This is a genomic window from Arthrobacter sp. TJ-270, from assembly GCF_058269075.1.
In genome coordinates this window covers 38,905-53,828 of sequence record NZ_JBZCNB010000003.1, presented here as the reverse complement: position 1 = coordinate 53,828, position 14,924 = coordinate 38,905, and the positions used below count along the sequence as shown (strand labels likewise).

Sequence of the window (14,924 nt, the reverse complement as noted above, 5' to 3'; positions counted from 1 at the left end):
TTGAAGAACTATGGTGCACCTGTTGGAAAACTCCCCGCTGACCGCCCCGCTTCCGGCGGTGGTTACTGAGCTCGGTCGGCTCTTCGCTGAGGCCGGCCATGAACTTTCCTTGGTCGGCGGCCCGGTGAGGGACCTTTTCCTCGGACGATCTTCCCCGGACCTCGACTTCACAACGGACGCAGACCCGGATCAGACACTCGCGGTCATCCGTCGCTGGGCCGATGCTTTCTGGGAGATTGGCCGGGAGTTCGGCACAATCGGCCTGCGCAAGGGGTCGTTCACCATCGAGGTCACCACCTATCGGGCCGAGGCTTACGATCCGTCTTCCCGTAAGCCGGTGGTCGCGTTCGGCACCAACCTGGAGGATGACCTCCTCCGCCGCGACTTCACGATCAACGCTATGGCCCTGCGCCTTCCTTCGATGGAGCTCGTGGACCCGTACGGCGGGGTGAAGGACCTCCACACCGGCCTGCTACGCACTCCGGGCGCGCCGTCGTCGTCGTTCTCTGACGATCCGCTCCGCATGATGCGGGCGGCGAGATTCGCCTCCCAGTTGGGAGTGGAGGTGGCCCCGGAAGTCCGGAAGGCAATGACAGCGATGGCGGAGCGAATCACCATTATCTCCGCCGAGCGGGTCCGCGACGAGCTCACTAAATTGATCAACGGGGCGCACCCGCGACGTGGGGTGGACCTGATGGTCTCTACCGGGCTGGCCGACCACATCCTCCCGGAGGTGCCCGCGCTGCGCTTGGAGATGGACGAGCACCACCGGCACAAGGATGTCTACCAGCACTCGTTGACAGTGCTGGAGCAGGCTTGTGAACTGGAAACGGACGACGACGGCGCGGTGCCGTCCCCGGACTTCGTCCTGCGGTTCGCTGCCCTCATGCACGACGTCGGGAAGCCGGCAACGCGGCGATTCGAACCGACGGGGGCGGTCAGCTTCCGCCATCACGACGTCGTGGGCGCGAAGCTCACGGCAAAGCGGATGAAGGCGCTCCGTTTTGACAACGACACCATCAAGGCTGTGGCCCGGCTGGTGGAACTGCACATGCGCTTCTACGGATATGGCGAGGCCGGCTGGAGTGATTCGGCCGTCCGCCGCTACGTCACGGACGCCGGCCCGCAGCTGGAGCGGCTGCACCGTCTGACCCGGTCGGACGTGACCACACGCAACCGCCGGAAGGCCGAACGGCTGGCCTTCGCGTATGACGATTTGGAGGCGCGCATCGCTGCGCTGGCCGAGCAGGAAGAGCTTGCGTCGATAAGGCCGGATCTCGACGGACAACAAATCATGGCGCTGCTCGGTATCGGGCCGGGGCCGGTTGTGGGGCGGGCCTACCGCTTCTTATTGGAGGAACGCATGGAGTACGGTCCGCATACGCCGGAGGAAGCTGAAGCAAAGCTGCGTACCTGGTGGTTCAGTCAGCCCGAAGCTGCCGGGGGTGCCTCATGAGCCAGTCGGGTGCGGCTGCCGCAGACCTGACCGCCGCCGGTACGCCGCTGCCTCACCTCTGGCTTCTGCGCCACGGTGAGACCGAGTGGTCGAGGGACGGCAATTACACCGGACTCACTGACCTCGCCCTGACCACGGCGGGTGAGCAACAGGCACGGGAGGCGGCGAGCCGGCTGGCCGGTGTCGAGTTCGATCTGGTGTTCACCTCCCCGCTGCAGCGAGCCCGGCGCACCGCTGAATTGGTTGGGTTCCCTGACGCCGAAGTAATCCCTCACGCGCACGAGTGGGATTACGGCGACAACGAAGGCCGTAACAGCGCCACGGTCCGCGAGGAAAACCCGGGCTACCTGATCTGGAAGGACGGCGCACCGAACGGAGAAACACTGGCCCAGGTCGGCGCCCGCGCAGACCAGATCATTTCCCGTGTTCAGGCCGGTTGCGGAACACCCGCAGATCAGGACCCCGACGCGGCTCCCATCCGGAACGCCCTGCTTGTGGCACACGGCCATTTCCTGCGGATCCTCACGGCACGCTGGCTGGAGTTCGACCCAATCGAAGGGCGGCGCTTCATCCTCGGTACGGCTGCGGTGTGCGCACTTGGCTGGGACAAGCGCACCCCGGCAATCCTTCGCTGGAACATCTAGTTAAGCCGTAACTGCTGACGCCGCCCGCCGTAGGTGATCCGACGCAGCAGCCATTCGGCCGGTCCTACCCGGACGCGCGAGAGCAGAATCCTGCTGAAAATCAGCTGAGCCAGGAAAATGACGACGGCGGTGCCCGCCACCGCGGCGGCCGGCAGCTGGTCGGAGAGCCGTAGCCCGTAGGCGGTGAAGACGAGCGCCATGATCACCGACTGCATCAGATAGTTGGTGAGCGCAATGCGGCCGGCAGGTGCGAGCAATCCGCAAAGGTGACCTCCCGCCGTCGTACGGAAAAACAGCAGGAGAAGGCTGACATATCCAGCGGTCAGCAGGGGTGCCGTGAGGGTGGAAATGCCAAACGCGAGAACGCTGAACCGGGCACCATCCACGTAGGTGGTCAGATATGCCTGGACGATGCCGGCGATGAGTCCGATGGGCAGACAGGCGGCCGCCGTCGTCGTCAGTGCACGGGCGGAGAGCCGCCGCTCCATAAGCCGCGATCTCCCGGCTGCAAGGCCGAGGTAGAACATGGCCAGGGAGAGGGGTCCCTGAAGAAACACCACCCCGGTAACGGTGTCCAGGAAGTTGCCGGCGTTGGAGGAGAACGCGGATCCTGGGCTCTCGACAAGAGCGCCGGCGTCCACAGTGATTCCGGAGGGCGGGTTGCCCGTCGGAGCGACGGCAATGAAAAGGCCCACCGCGAGAATCAGTGATCCAAGGACGCCGATCAGCGCGCTGCCCGCAATGGTCGCCGTGGATGTACGGATCGAGTGCGTAGCGAGCAGGATGAGCCCCATGAGTGAGTACGTCAGCAGGATGTCACCGAAGAACAGAAGAACGCCGTGCAACAGGCCGAGGACAAATAGCGCCGTCAGGCGGCGCCGCATCCTTTGAACCGGGGATACGTTCGCTGCTACCGCGGCTCGCCACTGCAGAACGTAGCTGTAGCCGAACAGAAAGGAAAAGAGCAGGTAGAACTTCGCTTCGAAAAGCGCGGCAACGGCGAAGCGGACTGCGAGGTCCTCGGCTGTGGAGTGATTCGGGCTGATCTCGCCGACGAGTGTGAGAGGGTCGGCGAAGTACCAGATGTTGACCATGAGGATGCCGCCGAGCGCGAAACTGCGCAGCGCATCAACCTCCCTGAATCGTTCTGATCCCACCTGTTTCCTCTCGTCCAGTCCCCGGTCAGCCTAACGCCGTGCGTGTCCGATTCACGCTCGGTATAGCCGCTATTCCCGCCGCGGAAAATTTTTGAGGGAATTCTCAGAAAGACCTAGGCGGAGGCGGTTCGCGTGGGGTAACTTTGAGGAGTGCCATTGGGAGATGTCAATCTTCCCTTGTTTTGCACTGTCAGGTAAGCGCTAGACAGAAGTGGAGGTGGGATCGGTGATTAATTTTCTCGGCGGCATGATGGCCGCGCGAACCCGCCCAGCCTCCGCCGTCGCTGCGCACTGATCTCCTGCTGAAACCGGCACTTCTCTCCTAATTCCTTTCTGGGAGAAGTCTCTCTTTCACCCGTTGTGTGTCAGGCGGAATCCGCCTCTCTTTTTCGTGTCCTTTTCACGAATTCCGCGCCTGCCCCGGCGTACTTCCAATTCATGCACCACATATCCAGGAGATATCCATGCCTGATTTACAGGTCCATTCCGCCCTCATTTCCACCGAGCGCACCACGACTCCAGTCGCTGTACAGCCGCGTTCGCAGGGGGAATTCATCATGTCCGGCAACCTCACCCGCCTCGACAGTATGGTCGGCCAACTGCCCATCGAAGCTGTTGATTCTGCAGCGGTGATGCCTGACTTCACGCAGCGGGAGGAGGTGAACGCCGTGATCAGGAAACTCCGTGAAAGTGTGTCTTTCTGGAAGCGAATACAGGAAACGTCCGTAGATAACGCCTGGGACAACGCCCAGTCCTATGCACTGCCGCAGCATCACCTGTACATCAAATAGCAGGTACGTCCGTGCGGCTGTGTGGTCGCTCCCTGTCAATCCGCGAAGGAGCACTGATGCAAGTCATCGGTCCTACCAATAGAGAAGCCCGCGCTTCCCAGCGCGGGCTTCCGCCTTTAACGGTTGGCATACTCCATTACGAGTTGTCGGACGGTCACGGAATGTAGCGGCTTGTATGCGCGTTATATGGTCAAACATGGTTAACGGGCACATGCGGTGAAGCCCACAACATGGATGGCGAAGGAGGGCTCGTGACCCCCGTGAAGCGCGTCGCGATGCTGTCGCTTCACACGTCGCCTTTCGACCAGCCAGGCGACGGAGACGCCGGCGGCATGAATGTGTACGTCCGCTCAGTCGCGCTGGAACTGGCCAAGGTTGGTATCGACGTCGAAATCTTCACGCGGGCGGCCGCCGACGGAAAACCGCACGTCGAGGAACTCGGGCCGGGCGTTCTGGTGCGCCACCTTATCGCGGGGCCCACCCGCAAGGTCCCCAAGGAAGTACTGCCGCAGCTCTCCGATGACATGGCGGACGCTATTTCGGATGCAACAGACCTGCTGGCAGACGGACACTTCGACGTCATCCACTCCCACTACTGGGTTTCCGGAATCGTAGGCCTGATGGTCTCCAGATCCCTCAATCTGCCGCTGGTTCATTCGATGCACACCATGGCCAGGGTGAAGAACCTTCGCCTCCACGCAGGCGGTGTGATGGAACCCGAGGAGCGGATCGTCGGTGAGCAAACGATCGTTGACGACGCTGATCGGCTTATCGCCAACACGAGCACCGAAGCCGCCGAGCTCGAGTCCCTCTACGGAGCAGGCGCCGAGAAAGTCGACATCGTCGCTCCGGGGGTGGACCTTGACGTCTTCAACGCAGTTGACCGATCCACCTCGCGGGAGAGGCTCCACTTCCCGTCTGATGTATTCCACGTGGTCTTCGCTGGCCGGATCCAGAAACTGAAGGGCCCGCACCTGCTTGTTGAGGCCGCCGCGGACCTCCGGGCACGTCGCCCCGACATTCCGCTGCAGGTCAGCATCATCGGGTCCGGCAGCGGAGCCGAAGCGCTGGAACTGCAGCCCCTTATCAATCGGCTCGGGTTGCATGATGTGGCTCGGCTTTATCCGCCCGTCCTGGCCAAGCAGCTTGCACACTGGTTCCGTGCCGCCGACGTCGTAGCCATGCCCTCCTACAGTGAATCCTTCGGCCTCGTGGCCCTGGAGGCCCAGGCCTGCGGTACTCCGGTGCTGGCCGCGAATGTCGGCGGACTGCCGCAGGCAATCAGCGACGGCCGGACCGGCGTGCTGGTGAACGGGCACAGTGCCGCCCTGTGGTCGGCAGCACTGGAAGCCCTGCACGACGACGGCGGCATGCGGCGCACGCTGGGCACCAATGCCGCGGTGCATGCGCTGGCCTTCGGCTGGCAGCGGACCGCGCTGTTTACTGCGCAGAGCTACCGCACCGCCGTCGAGCAGTATGAGGGTGCGCCGGTACCCTGACCCCTGGCGGGCTTTCCGGATCCTCAGGGCGGTGCGCCTAGGATGGTTGGGTGGACGCAGCCGAAGAACTTGCCAGCTATCTCGACTCCGTGGGTATCACCGGGAAGGTTGCCACGCCGCGGCAGGACAACCTGAGGCACATGCGGCTGTTCCTCGAAGGCAACGAGCACCTTGAGTTCGGGGTTCGTCTCACGCGGGAATGGACGTTCGACGAGGTTTTCGACCTGATGCATGAGCGTGTGGGCACCAGCGCCGACCGGGACCACCTCGAGGGCCAGGACACGATCGATGCCGCCAAGTGCGTTGCCGCGCTGGACAGGTTCGCCGACCGGTTGGGTGAGGCTGTTCGTGCCGGACACCGCATACTCTTCGCCACGGGTCATCCCGCCGGGCTGCTGCCCGTCCACGCCGCTCTCGCCGCCGCCGCCGAGCGGGGTGGGGCCACTCTGGTCAAGGTCCCGGAGGGGCAACCCTTCAGGGACGGTGACATCCGGCAGCTTTTCGGCGTCCTCGCGTGGCACCAGTACGGCGGCCTGGTCCACACGCATTACCCCGAGCCGATGCGGCTCAGCCTCGAGCTCCTCGCATCGCAGGGCGCCCTGCCTCCGCAGCTGGTGGTGGCCGATCACGGCTGGGCAGGGCATGCCGCATCGGAAGGAATCCCTTCACTGGGCTTCGCGGACTGCAATGACCCCGGTTTGTTTGTCTCCGAGGCCCAGGGCCATCTGGAGGTCGCGGTGCCGCTGGATGACAACCTGTGTCCGGGCCTGTACGAGCCGATGACACGCTACATTCTCGAGCGTGCAGGACTGTCCTGAACAGCTGGAATTGCCGGCGGAGCTGCCGTCGCCTGCGCTGGTAGATTGGACCTGAGCTCACACCCGAGCCACCGTAGTCCAGCCAGCACCCCGGAGGGATTCAGACGATGACGTCTATCCACGCCCCTGTGTCCGACCTCGACATCGCTCGAGCAGCCCGCATCCGTCCCATCGGGGAGATCGCGGCCGCTGCGGGAATCCCACCCGAGGCGCTGGAACTGTACGGGCGGTACAAGGCAAAGATCGATACTGCGCGGCTGCCTCACGTCCCGGGCAAGAAGCCCGGAAAGGTGGTGCTGGTAAGCGCCATGAGCCCCACGCCTGCCGGCGAGGGCAAATCCACCTGCACGGTGGGGCTGTCGGATTCGCTGGCCCGCGCCGGTCAGCGGGTGATGGTTGCACTGCGCGAACCCTCCCTGGGCCCGGTAATGGGCATGAAGGGCGGTGCCACGGGGGGCGGCTACTCGCAGGTGCTGCCGATGGAGGACATCAACCTCCACTTCACCGGTGACTTCCACGCAATCACGAGTGCGAACAACACGTTGATGGCCCTGGTGGACAACTCCATGTATCAGGGCAATCCCCTCAACCTCGATCCACGCAGGATTACGTTCCGGCGTGTGCTCGACGTAAACGATCGGGCGCTGCGGGAAGTAGTGATCGGTCTGGGCGGACTGACCCAGGGCATTCCACGCCAGGACGGGTTCGACATCACGGTCGCCTCGGAAGTGATGGCCGTCTTCTGCCTTGCAACCGATCTCGCTGATCTCAGGCGGCGGCTTGCCGCAATGACCGTCGGCTACACCTACGACCGGAAGCCCGTCACCGTTGCGGATCTCGGGGTCGAGGGAGCGCTCACGCTTCTGTTGAAAGATGCGGTCAAGCCCAACCTGGTGCAGACCATCGCCGGCACGCCCGCCCTGGTGCACGGTGGTCCGTTCGCCAACATCGCTCACGGCTGTAACTCGGTCATTGCCACAAGGACAGCGCAGAGCCTCGCTGACATCGTGGTGACGGAGGCCGGTTTCGGTGCGGACCTTGGCGCCGAGAAGTTCATGGACATAAAGGCGAGGGCAGCGGAGGTGGCGCCTGACGCCGTCGTACTGGTTGCCACCATCCGCGCGCTCAAAATGCACGGCGGAGTGGGGAAAGAGGGTTTACGGCAGCCGGATGTGTCGGCGGTGGAACGCGGCGTCGTGAATCTCCAGCGGCACGTGGAGAACGTGAAGAAGTTCGGAATCACGCCCGTGGTGGCGATCAACAAGTTCGCCACAGACACGGATGAAGAACTCGCCTGGCTGCTGCAGTGGTGCGCCTCCAAAGGCATCAGCGCCGCCGTCGCGGATATCTGGGGTGAGGGCGGCGGCGGACCGGGCGGTGACGAGCTTGCTGCGAAAGTCATGGCCGCGCTTGAGGCACCCCGTTCTTTCCGGCACCTGTACCCCTTGGAGCTGCCGGTGGAGGAAAAGATCCGGATGGTCGCTCAGGAGATCTACGGAGCTTCCGACGTCGACTTCTCTCCGGCTGCCCTGCGCCGGCTGACGGAAATCGAGGCGAACGGGTGGGATCAGCTGCCGGTGTGCATGGCGAAGACGCAGTACTCGTTCTCCGACGACGCCACCAGGCTTGGTGCGCCCGAGGGCTTCACCCTCCATGTGCGCGACCTGATTCCAAAGACCGGGGCAGGCTTCATAGTCGCCCTGACGGGCGCCGTCATGACTATGCCCGGCCTGCCCAAGGAGCCGGGAGCCCTGCGCATGGACGTGGACGACGACGGCGGCGCCGTAGGACTTTTCTGAGCACCGTCCGGCGATTCCAACGAGAGGACACCTGAGTGAAGGCGCTCTATAAACCCGGAGCCATGGCCGGATTCGAGTTCGTGGACCGGCCCGAGCCCACCGTGGGGCTCGGCGACGTGAAGATCCGCGTAATCACAACCGGCATCTGCGGGACGGACCTGCACATTGAGTCATGGGATGCCTGGGCGGCGAGCATCATCGAGGCACCGCTGATTCCCGGGCACGAGTTCTACGGCGAGGTGGTTGAGCTCGGTGACGGCGTGCATGACGTCCGGGTGGGAGACCGGGTCTCCGGCGAGGGTCACATTGTGTGCGGCATCTGCCGCAACTGCCGTGCCGGGCGCCGCCAGATGTGCATCCGGACCGTCAGCGTCGGTGTTCAGCGCGACGGAGCCTTTGCTGAGTTCATTGTGGTTCCCGAGACCAACGTGTGGGTGCACCATGACGGTGTGAGTCCGGAGCTTGGAGCAGTGTTCGATCCGTTCGGAAACGCCGTTCACACGGCACTGAGTTTCCCGCTTGTGGGCGAGGACGTGCTCATCACCGGAGCAGGCCCGATCGGGCTGATGGCGATCGCCGTCGCCCGTCACGCCGGTGCGCGGAACATCGCCATCACGGACGTTTCCGAACCTCGGCTGGACCTTGCCCGTGCCATCGGAGTGGATCTCGCCGTTGACGTGAGCAGGATGAGGATCACGGAGGCGCAGCGCGAACTGCACATGGTGGAAGGCTTCGACATTGGACTTGAGATGTCCGGATATCCCACCGCGCTGCCCGAAATGATCGACAACATGAATCACGGCGGCCGGATTGCGATGCTCGGCCTGCCGTCCCAGGACATCACGATCGACTGGGGGAAGGTCGTGACGCACATGCTCACCCTGAAGGGCGTGTACGGGCGCGAAATGTTCGAGACGTGGTACGCCATGAGCGCCATGCTGCAGTCCAATCACCGGTTGCGTGACGCTGTGGCGAGTGTGGTGACCGACGTGCTGCCGGCGTCGGACTGGCAGGAAGGTTTCACCATTGCGCGCAACGGGCGCAGCGGCAAGGTAGTGCTCGACTGGTCGGCGATCTAGAGGAGTTGAAATGTTTGTATCGGTGAGGGATCAGCTTCAGTCCGAATTGCAGGAAATCCGGGACGCCGGCCTGTACAAGCGCGAACGGACCATCTCGTCGCCGCAGTCCAACACCATTCGTGCGGCGCTGGGAAACGCGGAGGGAGCGCAGGTCCTGAACTTCTGCGCCAACAACTATCTAGGCCTCGCGGACCACCCCTCGATCATCGACGCGGCGAAGGGGGCACTGGACGATCGCGGCTTCGGAATGGCGTCCGTCCGGTTCATCTGCGGAACCCAGGACCTCCACCTGCAGCTCGAACAGCGTGTGTCGCAGTTCCTGGGAACTGAGGACACCATCCTTTTCTCCTCGTGCTTCGACGCGAACGGTGGAGTGTTCGAATCACTGCTGAACGCCGACGATGCCGTTATCTCCGACGCGCTGAATCACGCCTCGATCATTGACGGCATCCGGCTCAGCAAGGCGCAGCGGTTCCGCTACACGAACCGGGACATGGCGGATCTTGAGGCCAGGCTGCAGGAAGCCTCCGGCGCTCGCCGGCGTTTGGTTGTCACTGACGGCGTCTTCTCGATGGACGGCTATCTCGCTCCCCTGAAGGAGATCTGCGACCTCGCCGAACGGTATGACGCCATGGTGATGGTGGATGATTCTCATGCCGTGGGATTCATGGGAGCGACAGGCGCCGGAACGCCTGAGCACGCCGGGGTTTCCGACCGCGTTGACATCTACACGGGAACGTTCGGCAAGGCGCTGGGTGGTGCATCGGGCGGCTATGTGTCGGGGCGACGGGAGATTGTGGAGCTGTTGCGGCAGCGTGCGCGCCCCTACCTGTTTTCGAATTCCCTCGCGCCGTCGATTGTCGCGGCGACCCTCACGGCCCTGGACCTTGTTCAGAACAGCGCTGAGCTCCGTGCCCGGCTGGGTGAGAATGCCTCCCTCTTCCGGCGCCGCATGACCGAGGAAGGATTCGACCTGCTGGAGGGAGAGCATCCGATCATCCCGGTGATGTTCGGTGACGCCGCCCTGGCTGCCCGGGTGGCTGACAGCATGCTGGAGCACGGCGTTTACGTGATTGCCTTCAGCTACCCCGTGGTTCCCAAAGGCGCCGCGCGGATCCGTGTACAGCTGTCGGCAGCGCACAGCGCAGAGGACATCGAGGCGTGTGTGGGGGCTTTCGTCACGGCCCGCGATTCTGTGGCATAACCCTTACCCGCGGCGGCTGCTCATCCCGTCGACACACTGCGGCCCTGGACGCCCGGATGGCCGCTACGGGTGCGTTGCCGTCTACACTGGGCGACGTACGTCCGGCGTGGGGACGTACGTACGTCGTAGGGGGACGCGTGCAATTCGATGCCGGCCGCAGGGCACTCATTCTGGCGGGCCTGGGGATAACCCTGGCCGGGTGCGCGGCGGCGACGCCGCAAACAAGGCCGGCCGAGAGGCCGGTTCCCAGCCCGCGGCCTTCAGGAACGCCGTCGCCTACGTCGGAGCCCGCCCCGACCGGTTCGCCGTCCTTCCAGCCGCCGGTGCTGCCTACCCGGGACGAAATCATCGATAGGTTCACCGGGCACGTCCCACAACACTGGGGAATGGACGTTCCCGGTGCTGTCAGCCAACTGCCTGCTACTGCCGGCGGCGCCGTACTGACCCTTGACTATTGCGGCGGGCCAGGTGGGAGTCAGACTGACCATACAATCCTGGACCTCCTGCGTGAGCACAGGATGCCCGCGACCCTGTTCCTCAATTCGCGGTGGATCGCCAGTAACCGGGGACTTGCGAAGGAACTGGCAGAAGACCCGCTCTTCGAGATCGCCAACCACGGAACTCAACATCTGCCGTTGAGCGTGATGAGGCAAAGCGCGTACGGCATACCGGGCACAATCGGGCCGGGAGAGGTGTATGACGAGATCATGGTGAACACGGACATGATCGCGGAGCTCACCGGGAAACCGCCACGCTTCTTCCGGTCGGGCACAGCGCACCTCGACGAGCTGGCGTCCCAGATCTGCCTTGCCCTCGGTCAGACGCCGACCGGCTTCAGCATCAACGGCGATGCCGGCGCAACTTACCCGGCACACATCGTGACCCAGGAGATCACACGGGCGCAAAACGGCGACATCATCATCGCCCACGGGAACCAGCCCGCCGCCGCCACCGGCCAGGGCCTCGCTGCAGCCGTGCCACTACTCCAGACCAGCTTCATCCCGCTGAATCTGCCCGCGTGACGCTGGTAGCAACGCTAGGGGTTAGACCGGAGTCCTGGTTGTCCGGATGGTTCTGGTCGGCACCTTTCGCGGTGCCGGTCTGACCGCAAGGTACAGACCGGCTGCTGTCAGCAGCACCAGCACAGTAACGACGACGGCGGTAGCCGGGTCGTCAGCCAACAGTCTTGGTATTGCCCGCCCGGGTGCGGTGGCGGCGAACACGAACGCTATCGAGATGCCGATGTAGCTGCCGATCATGTTCGCCCGGTGCGCTGTGATGTTGCGCCGGATGGCGGACACGAGGCCGAGCGTCACGGTGATGATCGTGAAGGCTGAGAGGCCGTGCAGCCAGCTGTAGTGTCCGTCGGTGACAATCCAGAAGCTGCTGACGCAGACGAAGTACATGGCGCCCACCCACGTATAGCCAATGATCCGATGAGCCCGATCACGGCGGCGTCGGAAGATATTGAGGGGTCCCAGCACAAGCACGTACAGTGCGGCGATTACGTGGGCGGCTAAGAGCGGGCTCCAGTCCATGTCTATAAGATAGGCCTACTATCCCATGGTGTACATCAGGATAGTTGCCGCTGTTCTACTATCCGATGAGGAGTTCCCGATGCAGCTGAAGGAACTGAGCGCGGCAACGGGGATAAGCGCGGCCAGCATCAAGTTCTACCTGCGCGAGGGCATCCTTCAGCGCGGTGATGAGATCCACCCCACGCGAGCAGAGTACGGTGCCGGACACGTCGAACGCCTCGAGCTGATTGCGGGGCTGCGCTCCGTTGTGGGGCTACGCATTGACCAGATTCGCACCCTGATAGGGCTGGTTGAGGATCGTGGCGTCTCCCGGCTGGAGCTGCTCGGCAGGACCCAGGCGATGGTGCTCGGGGCCTCGGAGCAGAACGTACCGGATCACCCGCTTGTGGCCGAACTAATGGAAGCCCAGGATTGGCCGGATACCTCCTCCGATGCACGTGCGCTGCTCAACAGGACCCTGCAGGATATGGAGGCGATGGGCCTTTCGGTGAGTGCCGACGTCGTCCTCGGGTATGCGCGTGCGGCCGATCTGGTGGCCCGGCAGGATCTGGGCACCGTGTTCGACGCTCACTCGCGGGACCGGGCGGTGCTGGCCGTGGCAGTGGGCGTCCGCGCCTATAGCAAGCTGCTCCTGAGTCTGGTGGCGCTTGCGCAGGCGTCACAGAGTATCCGGCGCCTACGTGATGCGGACGAGGAGTAGGTTCGGTGGGCCGTTCGGTTCCTCAGGACAGCGGCAGGACCATCGTACCGACCAGGGATACCGCGAGAATGACCAGCGTGGAGAGCAGACCGAGCAGAATCGGGCGCCTGCCTACCCTCAACAGGCTTCTCAGTTGGACGCCGAGCCCGAGCGCGAACATCGCTGCTGAGAGCAGCAGTGTCTGTAGGACCTGTGCCAGTTCCAGAATGTCCTGAGGCAGCAGGTTCGAGGTACGCACGAGCATCGCTCCTACGAACCCCACAATGAAGAGGGGGACCACCGGCGGCATCTTCCCGCCGGCCCTCGGCCGGGTGCGGCGCATATGCATCACAATGCCCGCGGTGATGGGGGCCAGGGTGAGAACTCTGGCGAGCTTGACCGTGACAGCCACGGCAAGCGCGGACCCGCCCACCGCTTCACCCGCCGCAACGACCTGTGCTACCTCGTGAGTCGAAGCCCCGATCCATATCCCCAGTGGCCCCTCGGGAAGTCCCAGGAGCTCACCGAAGAAGGGGACGGCCGGAATCATCAGGGTTCCGAAGAGCACCACCAGTCCGATGGCTGTGGCAACTTCAGTTTTCTTGGCTCCGGCTGCGCTCTCCATCGCGGCCACCGCCGCGGCGCCGCAGATCGAGAACCCGGACGCTATGAGGAGGCGCTGCGCGAGGCTGACGCCCAGGAGCTTGCCGAGCCAGAGCGTCGCAGCGAAGGTAAGGCCAACCGACAGCAGGACAATCAGCAGTACACCTGGCCCCAGTTCGAGGACTGCCGACAGTGAGAGCTGGAGACCGAGCAGTACGATCCCGGCCCGCAACAGGTTTCTGGAGGAGACCGCGATACCTCCGAAAAAGCGGGTGGGGATCGGCCACAGGTTTCCCCATACCGCTCCCAGCAGGATAGCTATCAGCAGCGGACTCGCTCCCGGGAGCACGCGGCTCACGAGCCAGGCCAGCGTCGCAGCGGCGAGGCAAACGCCCAGCCCGGGAAGGATCGCCAGGATCCGGCCGAAGGGTCGTTCCGTCATGGCCGGGCGGTAGGTGGGACCAGCGGCAGCCGGCGTGTCCGCCAGAAACGAAACGCCCCCGGCAGAGCCAGGGGCGTTTCGTGAAAGTGAACGTGTCTAGCGCTCAATGTCACCGCGGATGAAGGCCTCGACCTTATCGCGGGCGATGTCGTCGTTGTACTGCTCCGGCGGCGACTTCATAAAGTAGCTCGATGCCGAGAGGATCGGACCGCCGATGCCGCGGTCCGAGGCGATCTTTGCGGCACGGATGGCGTCGATGATCACGCCGGCCGAGTTCGGGGAGTCCCACACCTCGAGCTTGTACTCAAGAGAGACGGGGGCATCGCCGAAGTTGCGGCCTTCGAGGCGGACAAACGCCCACTTGCGGTCATCGAGCCAGGCGACGTAGTCCGAGGGGCCGATGTGGACGTCGTCGGCGTGCATTTCAGCCTCAACGTTGGACGTAACAGCCTGGGTCTTGGAGATTTTCTTGGACTCAAGGCGGTCCCGCTCAAGCATGTTCTTGAAGTCCATGTTGCCGCCCACGTTCAGCTGGTAGGTGCGGTCCAGCGTGACGCCGCGGTCTTCGAACAGCTTGGCCATGACGCGGTGCGTGATGGTTGCGCCGATCTGGCTCTTGATGTCATCCCCCACGATCGGGACGCCGGCCGCGGTGAACTTGTCAGCCCACTCCTTGGTGCCCGCAATGAAGACGGGAAGGGCGTTGACGAATGCGACTCCGGCGTCGATTGCGCACTGGGCGTAGAACTTGGCAGCGGCTTCGGAACCGACGGGCAGGTAGCAGACCATGACGTCGACCTGTGAGGCCTTGAGCTCTGCCACGACGTCAACCGGCTCAGCGTCCGACTCGACGATGGTTTCGCGGTAGTACTTGCCCAGGCCGTCGAGGGTGTGGCCGCGCTGGACCTTTACGCCGGTGACCGGAACGTCGGCGATCTTGATGGTGTTGTTCTCGCTGGCGCCGATGGCCTCTGCAAGGTCCAAGCCGACCTTCTTGCCGTCAACGTCGAACGCCGTAACAAACTGCACGTCATTGACGTGGTACTTGCCGAATTGCACGTGCATCAGGCCGGGGATGGTCGCCGTTGCGTCCGCATCCTTGTAGTACTGAACGCCCTGTACCAGCGACGCGGCACAGTTTCCGACACCGACAATTGCTACCCGAATGGGGTTAGTTCCCACTGTTCTCCTCTTTACGCGCTTTTGTAACCGCTC

At 63.7% G+C, this 14,924-nt stretch carries 14 protein-coding genes; 10 read left to right on the top strand and 4 right to left on the bottom strand.

All coding sequences use genetic code 11. From position 1 onward, the window contains the following. Nucleotides 1–10 precede the first annotated feature (10 nt). Complete coding sequence (locus AC4D2M_RS07440; RefSeq protein ID WP_490891009.1) at nucleotides 11–1,456, top strand: CCA tRNA nucleotidyltransferase; 1,446 nt, start codon at nucleotides 11–13, stop codon at nucleotides 1,454–1,456. After that, nucleotides 1,453–2,100: a histidine phosphatase family protein gene (locus AC4D2M_RS07435; protein WP_490891008.1), complete on the top strand. Its 648-nt coding sequence runs from the start codon at nucleotides 1,453–1,455 to the stop codon at nucleotides 2,098–2,100. The genes AC4D2M_RS07440 and AC4D2M_RS07435 overlap by 4 nt, the downstream gene beginning before the upstream one ends. On the opposite strand, the gene AC4D2M_RS07430 is transcribed toward AC4D2M_RS07435, so the two are convergent. Then, nucleotides 2,097–3,257 carry a DUF418 domain-containing protein gene (locus AC4D2M_RS07430; protein WP_490891007.1) on the bottom strand — a complete coding sequence of 387 codons (1,161 nt, stop codon included), beginning with the start codon at nucleotides 3,255–3,257 and terminating at the stop codon, nucleotides 2,097–2,099. The two genes, AC4D2M_RS07435 and AC4D2M_RS07430, sit on opposite strands and share 4 nt — an antisense overlap. 464 nt (nucleotides 3,258–3,721) lie before the next feature. On the opposite strand from AC4D2M_RS07430, the gene AC4D2M_RS07425 reads away from it, so the two are divergent. From AC4D2M_RS07425 to AC4D2M_RS07395, 7 genes are all read left to right on the top strand, one after another. After that, nucleotides 3,722–4,048: a hypothetical protein gene (locus AC4D2M_RS07425; RefSeq protein WP_490891006.1), complete on the top strand. Its 327-nt coding sequence runs from the start codon at nucleotides 3,722–3,724 to the stop codon at nucleotides 4,046–4,048. Nucleotides 4,049–4,299: 251 nt separating this feature from the next. Beyond that, nucleotides 4,300–5,547 carry a D-inositol-3-phosphate glycosyltransferase gene (gene mshA, locus AC4D2M_RS07420; RefSeq protein WP_490891004.1) on the top strand — a complete coding sequence of 416 codons (1,248 nt, stop codon included), beginning with the start codon at nucleotides 4,300–4,302 and terminating at the stop codon, nucleotides 5,545–5,547. Between the two features lie 50 nt (nucleotides 5,548–5,597). Further along, the gene (locus tag AC4D2M_RS07415; RefSeq protein WP_490891003.1) at nucleotides 5,598–6,365 is read left to right on the top strand and encodes a phosphatase; all 768 of its coding nucleotides are present in this window, start codon (nucleotides 5,598–5,600) and stop codon (nucleotides 6,363–6,365) included. A 107-nt stretch (nucleotides 6,366–6,472) separates the two neighbouring features. Continuing rightward, nucleotides 6,473–8,164 carry a formate--tetrahydrofolate ligase gene (locus AC4D2M_RS07410; RefSeq protein WP_490891001.1) on the top strand — a complete coding sequence of 564 codons (1,692 nt, stop codon included), beginning with the start codon at nucleotides 6,473–6,475 and terminating at the stop codon, nucleotides 8,162–8,164. 35 nt (nucleotides 8,165–8,199) lie between these two features. Beyond that, a complete protein-coding gene (tdh, locus tag AC4D2M_RS07405) occupies nucleotides 8,200–9,243 on the top strand; it encodes an L-threonine 3-dehydrogenase (protein WP_490890999.1) in 1,044 nt (347 codons plus the stop codon). Nucleotides 9,244–9,253: 10 nt separating this feature from the next. Then, on the top strand, nucleotides 9,254–10,447 hold the full coding sequence (locus AC4D2M_RS07400; RefSeq protein WP_490890998.1) for a glycine C-acetyltransferase: 1,194 nt from the start codon (nucleotides 9,254–9,256) through the stop codon (nucleotides 10,445–10,447). A 56-nt stretch (nucleotides 10,448–10,503) separates the two neighbouring features. After that, the gene (locus tag AC4D2M_RS07395) at nucleotides 10,504–11,469 is read left to right on the top strand and encodes a polysaccharide deacetylase family protein (RefSeq protein WP_490890996.1); all 966 of its coding nucleotides are present in this window, start codon (nucleotides 10,504–10,506) and stop codon (nucleotides 11,467–11,469) included. A gap of 21 nt (nucleotides 11,470–11,490) precedes the next feature. Here AC4D2M_RS07395 and AC4D2M_RS07390 read toward each other — a convergent pair whose 3' ends face one another. Further along, nucleotides 11,491–11,985, bottom strand: a complete 495-nt coding sequence (locus AC4D2M_RS07390) for a DUF2306 domain-containing protein (RefSeq protein ID WP_490890995.1) — start codon at nucleotides 11,983–11,985, stop codon at nucleotides 11,491–11,493. A 79-nt stretch (nucleotides 11,986–12,064) separates the two neighbouring features. On the opposite strand from AC4D2M_RS07390, the gene AC4D2M_RS07385 reads away from it, so the two are divergent. Continuing rightward, the gene (locus AC4D2M_RS07385) at nucleotides 12,065–12,685 is read left to right on the top strand and encodes a MerR family transcriptional regulator (RefSeq protein WP_490890993.1); all 621 of its coding nucleotides are present in this window, start codon (nucleotides 12,065–12,067) and stop codon (nucleotides 12,683–12,685) included. Between the two features lie 22 nt (nucleotides 12,686–12,707). Here the strand turns inward: AC4D2M_RS07385 and AC4D2M_RS07380 are convergent, their stop codons facing one another. Then, complete coding sequence (locus AC4D2M_RS07380) at nucleotides 12,708–13,709, bottom strand: YeiH family protein (protein ID WP_490890992.1); 1,002 nt, start codon at nucleotides 13,707–13,709, stop codon at nucleotides 12,708–12,710. A gap of 96 nt (nucleotides 13,710–13,805) precedes the next feature. Further along, on the bottom strand, nucleotides 13,806–14,891 hold the full coding sequence (locus AC4D2M_RS07375) for an inositol-3-phosphate synthase (protein WP_490890991.1): 1,086 nt from the start codon (nucleotides 14,889–14,891) through the stop codon (nucleotides 13,806–13,808). Nucleotides 14,892–14,924: the final 33 nt, after the last annotated feature.

Bases quoted from the DNA above. Each gene is read 5' to 3' on its own strand.
- AC4D2M_RS07395 (WP_490890996.1), top strand. From the start codon at position 10,504: ATGGCCGCTACGGGTGCGTTGCCGTCTACACTGGGCGACGTACGTCCG.
- AC4D2M_RS07435 (WP_490891008.1), top strand. From the start codon at position 1,453: ATGAGCCAGTCGGGTGCGGCTGCCGCAGACCTGACCGCCGCCGGTACG.
- AC4D2M_RS07410 (WP_490891001.1), top strand. From the start codon at position 6,473: ATGACGTCTATCCACGCCCCTGTGTCCGACCTCGACATCGCTCGAGCA.
- AC4D2M_RS07385 (WP_490890993.1), top strand. From the start codon at position 12,065: ATGCAGCTGAAGGAACTGAGCGCGGCAACGGGGATAAGCGCGGCCAGC.
- AC4D2M_RS07440 (WP_490891009.1), top strand. From the start codon at position 11: ATGGTGCACCTGTTGGAAAACTCCCCGCTGACCGCCCCGCTTCCGGCG.
- AC4D2M_RS07425 (WP_490891006.1), top strand. From the start codon at position 3,722: ATGCCTGATTTACAGGTCCATTCCGCCCTCATTTCCACCGAGCGCACC.
- AC4D2M_RS07390 (WP_490890995.1), bottom strand. From the start codon at position 11,985: ATGGACTGGAGCCCGCTCTTAGCCGCCCACGTAATCGCCGCACTGTAC.
- AC4D2M_RS07380 (WP_490890992.1), bottom strand. From the start codon at position 13,709: ATGACGGAACGACCCTTCGGCCGGATCCTGGCGATCCTTCCCGGGCTG.
- AC4D2M_RS07400 (WP_490890998.1), top strand. From the start codon at position 9,254: ATGTTTGTATCGGTGAGGGATCAGCTTCAGTCCGAATTGCAGGAAATC.